The 15,139-nt window shown below is 68.4% G+C and carries 14 protein-coding genes; 1 reads left to right on the top strand and 13 read right to left on the bottom strand.

Annotation, left to right across the window (positions count from 1 at the left end; translation table 11 throughout):
- The 8 genes from OO014_RS04465 to OO014_RS04500 form a co-directional block, all read right to left on the bottom strand.
- A partial coding sequence (locus OO014_RS04465) for an alpha/beta fold hydrolase (RefSeq protein ID WP_272461075.1) occupies window positions 1-306 on the bottom strand: 306 nt, incomplete at its 3' end.
- 125 nt (window positions 307-431) lie between these two features.
- Entirely contained in the window at window positions 432-1,865 is a 1,434-nt protein-coding gene (locus OO014_RS04470; RefSeq protein ID WP_272461076.1) for an MFS transporter, read from the bottom strand.
- 31 nt (window positions 1,866-1,896) lie between these two features.
- Window positions 1,897-3,069, bottom strand: a complete 1,173-nt coding sequence (locus OO014_RS04475) for an acyl-CoA dehydrogenase family protein (RefSeq protein ID WP_272461077.1) — start codon at window positions 3,067-3,069, stop codon at window positions 1,897-1,899.
- A gap of 59 nt (window positions 3,070-3,128) precedes the next feature.
- A complete protein-coding gene (locus tag OO014_RS04480; RefSeq protein ID WP_272461078.1) occupies window positions 3,129-4,220 on the bottom strand; it encodes an ABC transporter permease in 1,092 nt (363 codons plus the stop codon).
- Entirely contained in the window at window positions 4,213-5,757 is a 1,545-nt protein-coding gene (locus OO014_RS04485) for a sugar ABC transporter ATP-binding protein (RefSeq protein WP_272461079.1), read from the bottom strand. The genes OO014_RS04480 and OO014_RS04485 overlap by 8 nt, the downstream gene beginning before the upstream one ends.
- 2 nt (window positions 5,758-5,759) lie before the next feature.
- Window positions 5,760-6,932 carry a substrate-binding domain-containing protein gene (locus OO014_RS04490; protein ID WP_272461080.1) on the bottom strand — a complete coding sequence of 391 codons (1,173 nt, stop codon included), beginning with the start codon at window positions 6,930-6,932 and terminating at the stop codon, window positions 5,760-5,762.
- 161 nt (window positions 6,933-7,093) lie between these two features.
- Window positions 7,094-7,933, bottom strand: a complete 840-nt coding sequence (locus tag OO014_RS04495; RefSeq protein WP_272461081.1) for a fumarylacetoacetate hydrolase family protein — start codon at window positions 7,931-7,933, stop codon at window positions 7,094-7,096.
- The gene (locus OO014_RS04500; protein WP_272461082.1) at window positions 7,930-8,841 is read right to left on the bottom strand and encodes a VOC family protein; all 912 of its coding nucleotides are present in this window, start codon (window positions 8,839-8,841) and stop codon (window positions 7,930-7,932) included. The genes OO014_RS04495 and OO014_RS04500 overlap by 4 nt, the downstream gene beginning before the upstream one ends.
- A gap of 214 nt (window positions 8,842-9,055) precedes the next feature.
- Between OO014_RS04500 and OO014_RS04505 the strand changes: the two genes are divergently transcribed.
- Window positions 9,056-9,901 (top strand): alpha/beta fold hydrolase, encoded by an 846-nt coding sequence (locus tag OO014_RS04505; protein ID WP_272461083.1) that lies wholly within the window; start codon window positions 9,056-9,058, stop codon window positions 9,899-9,901.
- A 157-nt stretch (window positions 9,902-10,058) separates the two neighbouring features.
- Here OO014_RS04505 and OO014_RS04510 read toward each other — a convergent pair whose 3' ends face one another.
- The 5 genes from OO014_RS04510 to OO014_RS04530 form a co-directional block, all read right to left on the bottom strand.
- Window positions 10,059-11,183, bottom strand: a complete 1,125-nt coding sequence (locus OO014_RS04510; RefSeq protein WP_272461084.1) for an SMP-30/gluconolactonase/LRE family protein — start codon at window positions 11,181-11,183, stop codon at window positions 10,059-10,061.
- Window positions 11,184-11,353: 170 nt separating this feature from the next.
- A complete protein-coding gene (gene dmpG / locus OO014_RS04515) occupies window positions 11,354-12,379 on the bottom strand; it encodes a 4-hydroxy-2-oxovalerate aldolase (RefSeq protein WP_272461085.1) in 1,026 nt (341 codons plus the stop codon).
- Entirely contained in the window at window positions 12,376-13,368 is a 993-nt protein-coding gene (locus OO014_RS04520) for an acetaldehyde dehydrogenase (acetylating) (RefSeq protein WP_272461086.1), read from the bottom strand. The genes dmpG and OO014_RS04520 overlap by 4 nt, the downstream gene beginning before the upstream one ends.
- Window positions 13,365-14,219, bottom strand: a complete 855-nt coding sequence (locus OO014_RS04525) for a 2-keto-4-pentenoate hydratase (RefSeq protein WP_272461087.1) — start codon at window positions 14,217-14,219, stop codon at window positions 13,365-13,367. Before OO014_RS04525 ends, OO014_RS04520 begins: the two co-directional genes overlap by 4 nt.
- Window positions 14,220-14,318: 99 nt before the next feature.
- Window positions 14,319-15,116 (bottom strand): IclR family transcriptional regulator, encoded by a 798-nt coding sequence (locus OO014_RS04530; RefSeq protein WP_272461088.1) that lies wholly within the window; start codon window positions 15,114-15,116, stop codon window positions 14,319-14,321.
- Window positions 15,117-15,139 lie beyond the last annotated feature (23 nt).

A 15,139-nucleotide genomic window follows, 5' to 3' on the forward strand; every position in this document is an offset into this window, starting at 1 on the left:
GCCGACAAAGGCCGCCTTCTCGATACCCAGGGCGTCGAGGAGCTGAACGGCTGCCTTCGCGTGGTCCATCTCGTCCCTGGTGACGGCGTCGGACTTCCCCCACCCCGGCATGTCGGGGGCCACGACGTGGAAGTGCTCGGACAGCGCCTCAATGTTGGTCTTGAAGTTGCTCCACCCGGTGGCACCCGGGCCCGAGCCGTGCAACAGGACGACGGCCGGTGCCGCGGGATCGCCCGCCTCGTTGTAGTGGATGGTCCATGCGCCCACATTCACCGTGCGGCTGGTTTCCTCGAATGTCAGCGCCATTGCTGCCTCTCCTGAGCGGTTCCAGCGATCGCCACTGAGACGATTCGCTTTTCTGTAGTGCTCGCTACAAGGAATGTAGACCGCCGTGCGGGATCCCACAAGGGGTCTGTCTCACCATGTGTCCGTCACGTTCCACGGAACTTCGGCGGGTGCCGCAGCCCCAGCACGGCAACCAGCCCCACCACGCTGAACGCCACCAGGACGCAGAGTGCTGTCACGTGCCCGCTGATGACCGCGTGCTGGTCCGCGACCGAAAGGAGGGCGGCGCGCCCGGCGTAGTAGTCCGCCGAGGCAGAGGCCGAGAGGTGACTCGCCCCGAGCGAGAGCAGCAGGGCCGTGCCGAGGGAGATCGCGGACTGCTGCGCGGTGGCCCGGATGCCGTTGACGGTGCCGGCCTGGTGCAGCGGGCGCATCCCGAGGATCATGGTGGAGTTGACGGTCTGGAACCCGCCGGTGCCGAGCCCGATGATGACCAGGCCGACGAGGAGCACAACCGACTGGCCGCCCATCAGCACCGCTGCGAGCAGCACGAGACTGCCGACGACTGCGGTGACTGCGGTGATCCGGGAGGTCACGACGTCATCGCGGCCACGGAAGAGGCGCTCGACCATCAAGGTCCCCACGGTGACGGCAGCCGCAAGCGGCGTGATCTTCAGAGCCGCGGTGACGGCGTCGTCTCCCTCGAGTCCCTGGAACCAGAGGCTGAGCAGGACTGCAGGCACGATCCTGCCCACCGCCAGGCAGAAGGAGGCAACGTTGGCCAACGCGAAGGCTCGGTCCTTCAGCAGGTCCACCGCGATCGCGGGGAAGAGGGACCGATGCTCGACCGCGACGAAGAGCGGGATGAGGAGCACTGTGAGCCCGAGTGGCACCGCCGTCCTCGGATCAGCCCAGCCCACCTGCTGGACTCCGGAGAATGCCACGATCACCAGGGTTGTCATCGCGAAGATGAGCACATTGCCCGGTAGGTCCACCCGTAGGCCGCTGAACCCGCGAGTCGGTAGTCCAGCCAGTGGTCGCCAGCCCAGGGCGAGAGCGCCACCGGCGATCAGCGCGCCGATGATGAAGAGCCACCGCCACCCCAGGGCACTCGTGATCAGTCCCCCGATCATCGGCCCTGACACCTGGGCGATGGAGAAGCCAGCCAGATAGATGGCCATGGCCCCGCGCCGCCGGTCGCCGGGGCGACTCACCGCGATGATGGCCGCAGCCGTGCTCAGCAGCAGGGCCGCGCCCGCACCCTGCATGGCCCGGGCGACGATGAACGGCAGCGGATCGGAGCTGAGGGCGAGACCGAGAGCCGACAGGCCGAAGGCCGCCAGCCCCGCGCGGAACACGGCCGCCAGGTTCAGGCAGTCGGCCAGCTGGCCACTCAGGACCAGCCCCGAGCCCGCCACGACCAGATAGGCGAGCAGCATCCAGGTGCCCTCGACGGGGCTCGCATCCAAGTCGTGAATCGCCGCCGGAAGGGCGACGCTGAGCATCGTGGCGTTGAGGCCGATGAGCACGGTCGCCGCGAACACCACCGCGAGCACGGCCCGGGCCCGACGGTGGTCCACGTGCGTCCCCCTGCCGGTTCGTCGGGGCTGGTCAGTACTGCGCAGAGGGCGGGATGTCGCCCCCGAACGCGTCAAGTCCCCACGCCACGTAGCAGGGCTCCCTGCTGTTGCAGACGTGGGTCGAGGCGACCTGGAGGTCGCGCCAGTAACGCTCGAGGGGGGAGCCCTTCTGGATGGAAGACGAGCCCATCAGGCGGTAGAGCTCGTTGACGGCCTCGATGGCCCGGTCCGTGGCCCGCACCTGGTCGACCCGGAAGCGGAGCCGGTCCTTGACCGTGATGTCACCACCCGCCGCCACCGTGTCGTAGAAGCGGGCGATGATGGACTGGACGTGGATGATGCTCGCCTCGACGTCCGACTCCGCGCGAGCCAGTGCCGCGAGGACGAAGGGGTCGGCCTTCGAGACGCTTCCCTGCGACGAGACACGGGCCTCGATGTGGTCCCAGGCGGCCCGGACCGCCCCGCGCGCGATGCCGAAAGTGCCCGCGGAGATGGCGAAGGGGAACATCACGCCGAACCGCATGGCATAGAGCGGGTTCTCGGGCCGCCATCGGTCGCTGTAGGTGTTGTCACGGACGTGGACCCCGTCCAGGACGCGGAAGTCGGGGACGAACGCGTCCGTCATCCGCACGTCCTTGGAGCCGGTGCCGGCGAGGCCCATGACGTTCCAGCTGTCCTCGACGATGTCGTAGTCCTCGCGCGGCAGGATGAAGTGGCGGACGTCCGGTGGCATGAGCGGTTTACCGTCCGCGTCAGTCACCAGGCCGCCGAGGATGACCCAGTCCGAGTGGTCCGTACCGGTGGAGTAGGGCCACTGGCCGGTGAAGAGGAAACCGCCGTCGACGGGCTTGGCGCGGCCGAAGGGTGCGTATGGCGAGGCGACCCACGTCTCGGGGTCGTCGCCGTAGATCTCCTTCTGCAGGCGCGGGTCGGCGATGGCGATCTCCCACGGGTGGATACCGACGACGCCAGCGATCCAACCGGCTGAGGGATGGTTCATGCCGACGGCCATGACCCACTCCATGAAGTCGTTCGGGTGTGCCTCGTGGCCGCCGAAGTCCTTGGCCTGCAGCAGTTTCATGCCGCCCGAGGCGCGCAGGATCTCGACGGTGCGGTCCGTGATCCGGCCCAGCTCGTCACTGGGGTCGGCCTCCGCGCGGAGCTCGTCGGCGTGATCGAGGATGTATCGGGTCGCCTCGTGCATGGCGAGGTCGCCCCCTCTCGTGGGTCGCTGAAATCGGGTGGGGTGGCTGGGGCTGACGGTCAGTCGGTCTTGGAGCGGTCTCGGACGACCTTGGCGAGCGTGACCGCAACGACGAGTCCCGCGCCGTAGAAGACGTTCTGGATCCAGCCGGAGAAGCCGAGCAGCTGGAGCCCGAAGATGCCGGTCGTCAGGAAGTAGATCGCGATGATGGTGCCGATGGGGTTGAACATGCCGGGCTGGACCACGGCGGTGCCGAGGAAGACAGCCGCGAGCGCCGGCAGCAGGTAGGTGGCGGAGGTCGAGGAGTCGAACCCGCCCACTGTCGCGACGAGGATGACGCCGGCGAGCCCCGCAAGCAGGGAGCCAGCCAGGTAGGCGCTCGCTCGGATGCGTTGCACGCGGATGCCGGCCAGGCGGGCGACCTCGGGGTTGGCTCCGACGAAGATCATGCTGCGACCCAGTGGGGTCCAGCCGAGAATGTAGGCGATCGCGACGGCGAGCAGCATGCCGTAGTAGAACGACACCGGCATGCCGAGCACCTCGTGGATGGCGATCTTGCTCAGCGCCGGGTTGTTCACCGAGACGATGTTGGAGCCAGAGACCATCTGTGCGAGGCCGATCAGCAGCGTGCCGGTGCCGAGCGTCACGACGAAGCTGGAGACGTCCATGACGACGACGAAGAACGCGTTGACAGCGCCTGCGACGAGGCACACCCCAAGAGCCACGAGACACGCGACCCAGACGTTCCATCCGTGCACTCCGGCGAGGACGGGCACGAGCGTGGCCGCGATGCCCATCACCGAGGCGATGGAGAGGTCGAACTCGCCGACGACCAGCGTGATCATGGCCGACATGGCGAGGAAGACGAGCACCTGCTGACTGCCGAAGATCGACGAGAAGGCGCCCCACGACCCGAAGCGGGTCGGCATGAGGATGTAGTACACGAGCGCCATCGCGGCCCACACGAGGACGAGGGCGTACTTGCTGGTGATGGTGTGCAACCAGGCCGGCTCGTACTGGCTTCGCAGGGTCACGCGGCGAGGACGAGTGGTCTGCTGCTCGGGCTGCCCGGTGTCGCTGATGATGCGTTCGGTGAGGCCGGTCTGCTCGCTCAACCGCTCGGCTGAGCTCTTGGTCTGGCTGTCATTCATGAGGCGTTCCTCCCGCGGTCAGCGCGGACTCGGAGTAGATGGCGTGCAGTACCTCGTCGGGGTCCGCGGTGCGAAGCTCTCGGAGCTCTCCCCCGTGACCGTGCACGAGGATCCGGTCACAGACCTCGGCGAGGTCGGAGGGCTCGATGCTGACGAGCAGGACGCCGACCCCGCGGCCGGCCGTCTCGAGGATGGCCCGCAGGATGTCGACCCGGGCGCCGACGTCGACGGCCTGGGTCGGCTCGTGGAGGACGAGCAGGTCGGGCTCGACGGAGAGCCACTTCGCGAAGAGGACCTTCTGCTGGTTGCCTCCGGAGAGCTCCTTGATGAGCATGTGGGGGGAGCGGGACCTGATGCCCAGTCGCCGGATCGACGAGCGGGCCTCGTCCTCCTGCCAGCGCCGGGCGACGTGCCACGGCCTGCCGCGGCGCCGGATACTGGGGATGGCGATGTTGTCGCGGATGCTGAGCTCGACGGCGAGGCCTTCGAGGATCCGCTTCTCCGGGACCAGGGCCGCCCCGAGCCGCATGCACGAGGCGACGTCGGCCTTCGACAGGTCGAGCGACCCGACGGCGGTGGTGAGGACACCGCCGTCTGGCCGGCGACCCCCGGTGATCAGCTGGGCCACCGCCTCGAACCCGGAGCCGGGCAGTCCCGTCAGCCCGACGACCTCTCCGCGCCCCACCTCGAACGTGAGGCCGTCGAGTGTGTCCGAGCACAGCCCGTCGACCCGGGCGGCCACTTCGGTGTGACAGGTCCCGCGCTCCTCTCGCCCTACCGCCTCCACGGTCTTGCCCAGCATGTGCCGGGCCAGGTCATGCTCGGTCAGGCCGTCCGTGGGGAGCCCGGCTGCCGCGACCGCCCCGTCGCGGAGGACCGTCACGCGGTCGGCGAGCTCGAGGACCTCCTCCAGGTTGTGGCTCACCATGAGGATCGAGGTCCCTTCGGCCACGACCTTGCGGAGCAGCTCGTGAAAGCGTCGCAGCTCCTCTCGCGGCAGCGACCTCGTCGCCTCGTCGAGGACGACCAGACCCTCGCCGGGGCGCTGGTCACGCAGCGCCCGGGCGATGGCGACCTCCGCGCGACGCATCGCGTTGAGCGGCCCCACCGGATCCTTCGGCTTGATCGGGACGTCGAGGCGGTCGAGGACCCGACGTGCGGCGGCATCCTGGGCCTTCCAGTCGATCCGTCGCGTCACTCGGTGGTAGGGGAAGCCGCCGATGCCGATGTTCTCCGACACGGAGAGGTGGTCCAGCAGGCCCAGGTCCTGGTGGACCACCGAGACGCCCGCGTCTGTCGCGTCCGCCCAGCGGACGGGCAGGTCCAGGTCCTGCCCGTCCACGGAGATGGTCGCGCCCGCGTCCGGCGCGTGATAGCCGGTGAGGATCTTGACCAGCGTCGACTTGCCCGATCCGTTCTGGCCGATGAGGGCGTGGATCTCGCCCGGGGCCACCTCGAGGGAGGCATCGCGCAGGACCGTGGTGGACCCGAACGTCTTGGAGACGTGGCGAGCCTCCAGCCTCATCGTGGTAGCCATGGTCAGTCGAGGCCCCAGGCAGCGAGGAACTTCTGCTTGTAGGCGCTGCCGCCGAACCAGTCGTCCGTCAGGTAGGACTTGTCGTCGAGCGTGAGCTCACCGACGCTGGCCTGCGTGAAGGCGCGGGTCACGAACTGTGTGCCTTTCTCGACGTCCTGGCCAGCCATGAGTTGCACCATGGCATTGGCAAACTTCCAGCCTTCGTAGAGCACCGGGGTGCCGAGGTCGCTGACCTGCTGACCGTCCTTGACCCGCTGGAGTCCGGCCAGGTCCGAGCTCGAGGAGTGGACCTTGACCTTGCCGGCGAACTTGGCCGCCTGAATGCCCTGGAGCACGGGAGGCACGTAGCTGTCGACGGGGACGATGATCGCGTTCGTGTCCGGGTTGGACACGAGAGCGGCGCTGATCGAGGTCGCGAGCTTGTCCAGGTTCGCCGTGGTGAACTCCGTCTCGGCGATGCCGCAGCTCGGGCACAGCTCCTTGAACTTGGCGACACCCTTCTTGCCCGCCTCGGTGGTCGTCGTCGAGTCCATCAAACGGGCCCAGAGCACGTTGGTGTCCGCGCCTCCTTCGGCTATGGCCGCGTGCGACATCGCCTCGTGCAGGGCGAAGACGCGCGGCGTGTTGTCGTAGAACGCGAGGTTCGCGTCAGCCTGGCGGCCACCGGACGGGGCGACCCCACCGACCACGACCTTGACTCCCTTGGCTGCAAGCGCGTCGAAGGCCGGGCCCGCCATCTGGTAGTCGACGAAGGCGCTGATGACGCCGTCCACCTGCTCATCGCCGGCCGCCTTGAGGCAGTCAGCGACCGCCGTCGGGTTGAACTTGCCGTCGCAGATCTTGACCTCGGCACCGGCGGCGGTCAGCGCCTCGCCGACACCCACCCCGATGCCGTGGATAACCGGGATCTGGTCTCCGAGCGCGACGTAGGTGAACCGCTTTCCGGTCAGGTCGACCGAGTTCGCGATCTTGGTGACCTCGGGCCACTCGGGCGCCTTGGACCAACCCGCCATCGCCTCCTTGGCCTGGTCGATACCCTCGGCGCTCGCGGCACTCGCGGTCGGGCTGGTGGGGGTCTCACGCTCGCCGGCGCCGCACGCGCCGATCAGGGAGACGGCGACCGCAGTCGCCGCCAGGGCCCGTACGCGACGGGAGCGGGTGATGGAACGAGACATGTATTCGGCTCCTTTGCCGTGCTGTGTCCGGCCACGCCGGTGGCTCTGGATGACCGAAGGACCAAAGCCCAACAGTCATTGGAGTGATTGCTACAGGGAAGCAGACGTTCTGTTGTCATGCAAGAGTTTGGAGCAATCGTTTCGTGTAGTGATCGCTATGGTCACACCATTCGCTGCGACATCCGACCGATGCCCTCCACCCAGGTCTCCAGGACCTCGCCCCGCTGCAGGAACCGCGGCGGTTGCAGGCCGATCCCGACGCCGTCCGGGGTCCCCGTGAAGACGAGGTCCCCGGGCCGCAGGACGAGGACCTTCGACAGCTCCGCGATGGACCGCGAGATCGAGAAGATCAGCCCCGCCGTGGTGCCGGACTGCACGACCTCGCCATCGATGCTGCACCCGAGCCCGATGTCGTTCGGGTCGTCGAACTCATCGAGCGACACCACCCAAGGGCCGATCGGCGCGAAGCCGGGGAAGGACTTGGCCAGTCCGAACTGCGGCGCCGGGCCGGAGAACTGCCGCACCCGCTCGGACAGGTCCTGACCGATCGTCAGCCCAGCCAGGTGGTCGAAGACATCCTCCTCGGCGACGTGGTGCATCTGCGAGCCGACCACCGCCACGACCTCGACCTCCCAGTCGACGTTGCCGTCCGGCAGCTCCACCTCGCCATACGCCCCGGTGATCGACGACGGGAACTTCGCGAAGATCGGCGGCAACTCCGTCGGCGGCTCGAAGCCGGTCTCCCGAGCGTGCTCCGCGTAGTTGAGGCCGATCGCGATGATCGCGGGCGGCACTGGCACGGGGGCATCGAGCCCCTCCGCACGCACCGCCTCGGCGGTCGTCCCGTCGACCCCCTCGAGCCACTCGCGGATCTCCGCGTGTCGCGCCCACATCTGCATGGGTTCCGACGAGAAGCGGCCACTGCTCTCCTTCTCGAGGTCCCAGCCCGAGTCCTCACCCTTCATGACGAACGCGCGGCCGGCACGGTTGGCGAACCTCATGCCAGCACCGCCTCGACGTCGTGCAGGATGCCGGGCGGGGTCGCCCGGCCGGCCTCGGTCAGCTCGTGCCCCCAGAGCGAGGGCCGATCGTTCGTGGCCGCGATCCACGTCAGGTCGTCGACGATGATCCCCCCGTGGCCGTACTCGATCTGGAAGGACGACGGCGTCGCCATGTAGAAGGAGGTCATGAGGTCGTTCGTGTGTCGACCAAGTCCGCGCAGCACGGGCACTCCTGCCGCCCTGGCCAGGTCCAGGCCCGTCCCGACGTCGTCCAGGCTCTTCACCTCGAGCATGAGATGGTTGAAGCCGACCTTGCCGGGCACCTGGGCTACGGCCAAGGAGTGGTGCCGCCCGTTGCAGTGATAGAAGCGAACCTTCATGTGCTCCTCGTCGACGCGGTCCGACAGCGTGAAGCCGAGGACGTCGGCGTAGAACGCGTCGGCCGCAGCCAGGTCGGGAACGATGAGCACGACGTGGCCGAGGCCGAAGTCGTCGGCGACGAAGCCCGACAGCTGGCGCCCCGGCCAGAACGTTCCCGGCCTGCGGTGCTGCCCGGCCACGAACTCGAGCCTGGCCCCCCAGGGGTCGGTGACCCAGGACATGACGGCGACACCGCGGTCGCGGCACTCCTCGGCCGTGCCCTGCGTGACCTCGATCCCGCCGAGCCGTAGGCGGTCGACGTAGGCAGCGAGCTCGACCTCGCTTGTGAAGGCCCAACCGGTGTACAGCAGCTCGTCCTGCTCTCCGGGTCGGACCGTGATGCGGTGGACGGCATCGTCCACCCGCAACCGCACGGCGCCGTCCTCGCCTCGCGCCGCGAGAGCGCATCCGAGCACCGTCGTCCCATAGGTCAGCCATTCCTCATACCGGGGCGATCCCACGCCGAGGTAGGCGAGTTCCCTGATCATCGTTGATCCCTTCGGGTCCGTGAATACACTGCTTCTCTGTAGTGCACGCAACAGACTGTTATCCAATGGAGCAGTAGGTGCAAGCCCCGTCTCACAAACTTCACTTGGTCGTGTCCACGCCCTGAGCCCCCGCTTGTCGATCCACGGGGCACTTCGTATCGTGTAGTGGTTGCTTCAGAGCGGAAGAAACCAGCACAGCAGAGAGGCAGGGCCCATGGCCATCGTCAACAGCACCGACGTCACCCTCAGTGAGGTCACCTACCGCGTCCACTCGACAGGGGAGGCCAGCCCCACGGCACTGCTCTTCCTCCACGGCTCGGGCCCGGGCGCCACCGGCACGTCCAACTGGAAGGCCGTCATCGAGGAGCTCGGTGAGCGGTACTACTGCATCGCGCCCGACATGCTCGGCTTCGGCGACTCCGAGCACCCGGAGAACCCTCCGTCGGGGATGAAGGCCTTCAACCTGCTGCAGGCGCAGACCCTGTGGGAGCTGCTCGACAAGCTCGGCGTCGACAAGGTCCACCTCGTCGGCAACTCGATGGGTGGGATGATCTCGATCCGGATGGCGCTGTCACAGCCGGAGCGGGTCGAGACGATGCTGCTCATGGGCTCTGGCGGCGCCCCCGACCTGCCGATCACGCCGGGACTGCAGCACCTGCGCACCTTCTACGCCGACCCCACGCCCGACTCGCTGCGCGCGCTGCTCGAGTCCTTCGTCTACGACATGGACACGCTGACCGGCGTCGTCGACCGGGTCGTCACCGAGCGGATGCCCTACATCGAGCGAGCCGACGTCAAGCGGTCGCACGCCGCGATGTTCGACCCCAAGGCGGGACCTCCCGCCTTCACCGACGAGGAGCTGACCTCGCTGCCGCACACCACGCTGTGCGTGCACGGCCGGGACGACATCATCGTGCCGGTCGAGTCGAGCACCTACCTGGCCAAGACGATGCCGAACGCGACGCTGCACATCATCCCCAACTCTGGGCACTGGACGCAGATCGAGGCGCACGACACGTTCGTCTTCCTCCTCGAGAGCCTCATCGCCGGCAAGTTCTGAAGCACTGATCGCGTATGCCGCATCTGGTAGCCGGCCACCGCCAATCGAAAGAGCAGTTTGCGACGAGGCAGTTGTCGCGAACTGCTCTTTCGATGTCAGGTCGGGCAGACAGGGCCGGTGCCTGCCTTGCCGCGGGCACCGGCCCTCTGCTCACTGGTCAGCCGAGCAGCGCGATGCGGCTCCCCTTGACCGCGCCGACCCAGATGCGATCGCCCACCGGCGCCGCGACCGTCGGCGCGCGGAAGTCTGCCGGGTCGCCGGCGTAGATGGTGCGAGCCGTCATGCGCTTCGGATCGACCGCGAGGACCTCCAGGCCCGTGGGGCAGTTGGCCAGGTCGTTGCGCTGGCAGGCCATCACGTTGGTCGGCGTGAAGTCCTGACCGGTCACGAGGACCTCGCCCTGGGCGGAGAGGCGCAGGTTGTCCGGCATGAGGGGCACGTCGACGCTCACACGCCCGACCGCCGACGTCGCGGCACCCTGCGCGCCGTCGAGCGGAATGCGGTGCAGCTTGCGACCGCCCCACTCGGCGACGAACGCGGTGCGTCCGTCGCGGGTCACGATGACGCCGTTCGGCCCGGCCATCGCCGACTCCGGCACCACGCTCCAGCCGGACTCCAGCTCCCACCGCATCAGGTTTCCGCTGGGCGTGTCGCTGAAGATCTGCGAGAAGGGATCGGACTTCGTCGGGTCGAAGAAGTTCGTCACGACGAGCCCGTCGCCGTCCGGGAGCGGCGCGACTCCGTTGGCAAAGGTTCCGCGCGGCATCGTCACACAGCCGGTCCAGGTCAGGTGGATGCCCTCGCTGAGGTCGAGCCGGAATACCTCCACCCCTTCACGCCCGCCATGGTTGACGACGTAGAGGTCGAAGGCGCCATCCGGGCGCTCCTCGAGGTTGATGCCGTGCGGTGAGGCGATCGCGGGATCCGGCGCGCCGGGGCACGACGGATAGCGAGTCTGGTCCCACTCGACCGACCAGTCCCGCTCGGGCCAGATCTCGGTCACCGCCTGGCTGGCTGCGTCGACGGCATAGAGGTGCCCGACGCTGCTCGTCGAGAGCGGGTCATCCGAGAGGCCGCTGACGACGGCGACGCCCAAACCGGGCACCTCAACGATGTCCTCGGGACTGGCGGGCCCATCCAGGAATGCCTCGAGGGCCACTGCGGGCGTCTGGTCCTTGGGCGCAGCGGCTGCTGGCAGGACCGCCGCGATGGCGGAGAAGGCGGCGAGGCTGACGGCCGCGCCTGCGGCGAGCCAGCGGTGGGGACAAGGGGAAAGGGGCATGAAGCGTGAACCTCCGGGGGTGCGTCAATGGACCCCGCCACAACTGTGGCGACCACCGGCACGGGAGTGCCGGTGGTCGTCAATCTAGTTATTATCTGTAGTGCTTACTACAGTTTCAAATGGCGATCTCGAATGATGGGCTGTAGCAACTGCACCATCCATGTGCGCTGCTAGGCAGGCCTTTTCGCTGCGCTGAGGTCGAGAGCGATGTCGACAATCATGTCCTCCTGGCCACCGACGAGCTTGCGCTTGCCGACCTCGAGCAGGATCGTGCGCACGTCGATGCCGTAGCGGGCCGAGGCCGCCTCGGCATGGCGCAGGAAGCTCGAGTACACACCGGCGTAGCCGAGAGTGAGGGTCTCGCGGTCGACCTGCACCGGCCGGTCCTGGAGTGGCCGGACGATGTCGTCGGCGGCGTCCTGGAGGGCGAAGAGGTCGCAGCGGTGCTTCCAGTCGTTGAGGTTCGCCACCGCGACGAACGGCTCGATCGGGCAGTTGCCGGCGCCGGCGCCGTGCCCGGCCAGCGAGGCGTCGACTCGGGTCACGCCCTCCTCGACGGCGACGACGGAGTTGGCAACCGCGAGGGAGAGGTTCTCGTGGGCGTGGATGCCGATCTGGGTGCCCGGGTCGAGGACGTCGCGATAGGCGCGGACCCGCGCACGCACGCCGTCCATGGTGAGCCGGCCACCGGAGTCGGTGACGTAGACGCAGTGGGCGCCGTAGGACTCCATCAGCTTCGCTTGCTGGGCCAGGCCCTCGGCCGAGTTCAGGTGGCTCATCATCAGGAAGCCGGAGACGTCCATCCCGAGCTCGCGCGCCTTGCTGATGTGCTGGGCGGCGACGTCCGCCTCGGTGCAGTGGGTGGCGACGCGGACCGAGCGAACTCCGAGCGAGTAGGCGTCCTCGAGGTCGGAGATGGTGCCGATGCCGGGCAGCAGCAGGGTCGTCAGGGTGGCCTGCTGGATGTTCTCCGCGGCAGCCTCGATCCACGCCCAGTCGGAGTGCGACCCGGGGCCGTAGTTCAGGCTGCCGCCGGCCAGGCCGTCGCCGTGGGCCACCTCGATTGCGTCGACGCCTGCCGCGTCGAGGGCGGCGACGATCCGGCCCACGTCGGTGGGGCTGATCCGGTGGCGCACGGCGTGCATGCCGTCGCGCAGCGTGACGTCCTGGATGTAGAGGACGGGGCTGGAGCTCATGCCGACACCTCTTGGGGGGCGCGGGCACCGGCCCGCATGGAGCGGGCACCGGCCCGCGAGGCGATCCTCTCGGCCGTCCGCAGGGCGGCGGAGGTCATGATGTCGAGGTTGCCGGCGTAAGCGGGCAGGTACATGGCCGCCCCCTCGACCTCGAGGAAGACGGTGACCTTCGTCGTCACCTTCGGGCTGCCCTTGGGCAGCAGCGTGTGCACCGGCTCGTCCTCAGGGATCGGGGTGAACTGCACCGTCTGCTTGAGGCGGTAGCCCGGCACGTACTCCTGCACCTTGGCGACCATGTCGTCGACCGAGCGACGGATGGCGTCGTGGTCGACGTCGCCGATGAGCGCCAGGACGGTGTCTCGCATGATCAGCGGCGGCTCGGCCGGGTTGAGGATGATGATCGCCTTGCCCCGCTGTGCGCCACCGACACGTTCGATCCCGGCTGTCGTCGTCTCGGTGAACTCGTCGATGTTGGCGCGAGTGCCGGGGCCGGCTGACTTCGACGCGATCGAGGCGACGATCTCCGCGTAGGGGACAGGTGTCACCCGGGAGATCGCGGCCACGATCGGGATGGTCGCTTGGCCTCCGCACGTAACCATGTTGACGTTGTCCAACTCCCCTGCCCGGTCGTCGAGGTGCTCGTCGAGGTTGACGGTCGGGACGATGTAGGGGCCGATCGCTGCCGGCGTCAGGTCCACCAGCTTCTTGCCGTATGCCGCCAGCTTGGCTGCGTTGGCCACGTGCGCCTTCGCGGAGGTGGCGTCGAAGACGATCTCGATGTCGTCGAACCCGTCCATGGCGATGAGCCCGTCGACGCCCTCGTGGGTCGTCGGGATGCCCATGCTCGCCGCGCGGCGCAGGCCGTCCGAGGCGGGGTCGATGCCGACCATCGCACCCATCTCGAGGGTGCTGGACAGGCGCATCACCTTGAACATCAGGTCGGTCCCGATGTTGCCGGGGCCGATGATGGCCACCTTCGTCTTCGTCATCGCTGGTCCCTCGTCTCTTTGGGCTGGGTGGGCGCGGCCGCGAAGGTGACCCCGACGCTGCCAAGCGTGCTGATCTCCGCGCGGATGGTGGTGGCCCCAGTGACCGAGTGCATCGGGCCGAGGGCGCCGGACAGAACGACCTGTCCCGCGCGCAGCGGGTCACCAACCTGCTGTGCCGTGCGGGCCAGCCACAGGAGTGCGTTGAGCGGGTCGCCGAGGCAGGCGGCGCCGGTGCCCTCGGACACGAGCACGTCTTCCGCGTACATCCGCATCGTCACGTCGACCGGCTCGAACTCGTCGAGGGAGAGCCGCTGCACACCGACGACGAACAGGCCGCTCGAGCCATTGTCCGCGATGGTGTCGGTGATCCGGATGTCCCAGCCGGCTATCCGGCTGTCGACGATCTCGATGGCCGCCGCTGCGTGAGCCACGGCCGCGCGGACCGTCGCCAGGTCCAGATCGGGACGGTCGAGGTCCGCGCCGAGCACGAAGGCGACCTCTGCCTCGACCCGCGGCTGGAGCAGGGCGCCGGCCGGGACTGCGCCTGTGCCCGAGACGTCCATGTCGTCGAAAAGCACCCCGAAGTCCGGCTGGTCGACGCCCAGCTGCTGCTGGACCGCAGGTGACGTGAGCCCGATCTTCCGACCCACCACCCGGGCACCCGCAGTGGCCCGCCGCTGGGCCAGCTGCTGCTGCACGGCATACGCCGCCGCGAGGTCCGAATCGCCGATGAGCTCACGGACGGGGGCGCAGGGCTGTCCCGTCCGAACTGCATGCTCGAGCCGATCAGCTGACTTGGTCACGGCGGCGTCGCTCGCCGTGCCGCTCGAGGTTGTCGTTGAGACAGTCACTGGGACCTCCTTGTCGTCCAGCCCTCAGGGTGGGGGCGGCGACGGCTCCGGTCCTATACGGAAGGTCCACTCAGTGGAACGTCGTTGCCGGAGACGGGCTCAGCTCCGCCTCATCGAGGACCGCCGGGCCAAGGTGGCCGCGACGCCGGCGGCTGCGGCCCGAACGGCAGCCACGTGTCGCTCCGGGTGGAAACGGCTGACCGGACCCGTGACGCTGATGGCAGCGATCGGGTGGTCCTCCGTGTCAAGAACGGGAGCGGCGATGCACAGCAGGCCCACCGCGGACTCCTCCCGCTCGTAGGCGACGCCGGTCTCGATCACGCGGTCGAGCTGGCGACGCAACAACCCGGGCGCCGTGATGGTTCGCGGCGTCTTGCGGACGAGCCCTGCGGCCACGACGTCGGCGAACAGCTGCGGGGGCGAGTTCGCCAGCAGGGCCTTGCCGATCGCCGTGCAGTAGAGAGGCATTCGGCCGCCCAGACGGGAGGGCGCGGCCGCCTGACGGTGACCCCCGATCTTCGCCACGTAGACCACCTCGCTGCCCTCGAGCAGCCCCAGATGCACCGTCTCGTGCGTTCGTTCGCGCAGGTCCTCCATGAACGGCGTCGCCACCTCGAGCAGCCGCCGCTCGACCGACGCACGCATTCCCAGCTCGAAGACCAGACCGCTGAGCCGATAGCCGTTCGCCGTCCGCTCCAGCAAGCGCGCCGCGACCAGGTCCCCAACCACCCGGTGAAGCGTCCCCTTCGCCAAGCCAGTCCGCCTGCCGATCTCGGCCAACGGCACGCCTGCGTCGTCAGCCGTGAAGGCGAAGAGCACGGCCACAACCTTCCCCAGGACCGTGTCCGTGTCCACGGCGGGCGCCTGCGTCACCGTGGGCGGGTCTGGCCGTTGCATGAAGCCATCGCAGCCTCAAGTCT

Origin of the sequence: Intrasporangium calvum, from assembly GCF_028446585.1 — a bacterium.
Classification (GTDB): domain Bacteria; phylum Actinomycetota; class Actinomycetes; order Actinomycetales; family Dermatophilaceae; genus Intrasporangium; species Intrasporangium calvum_A.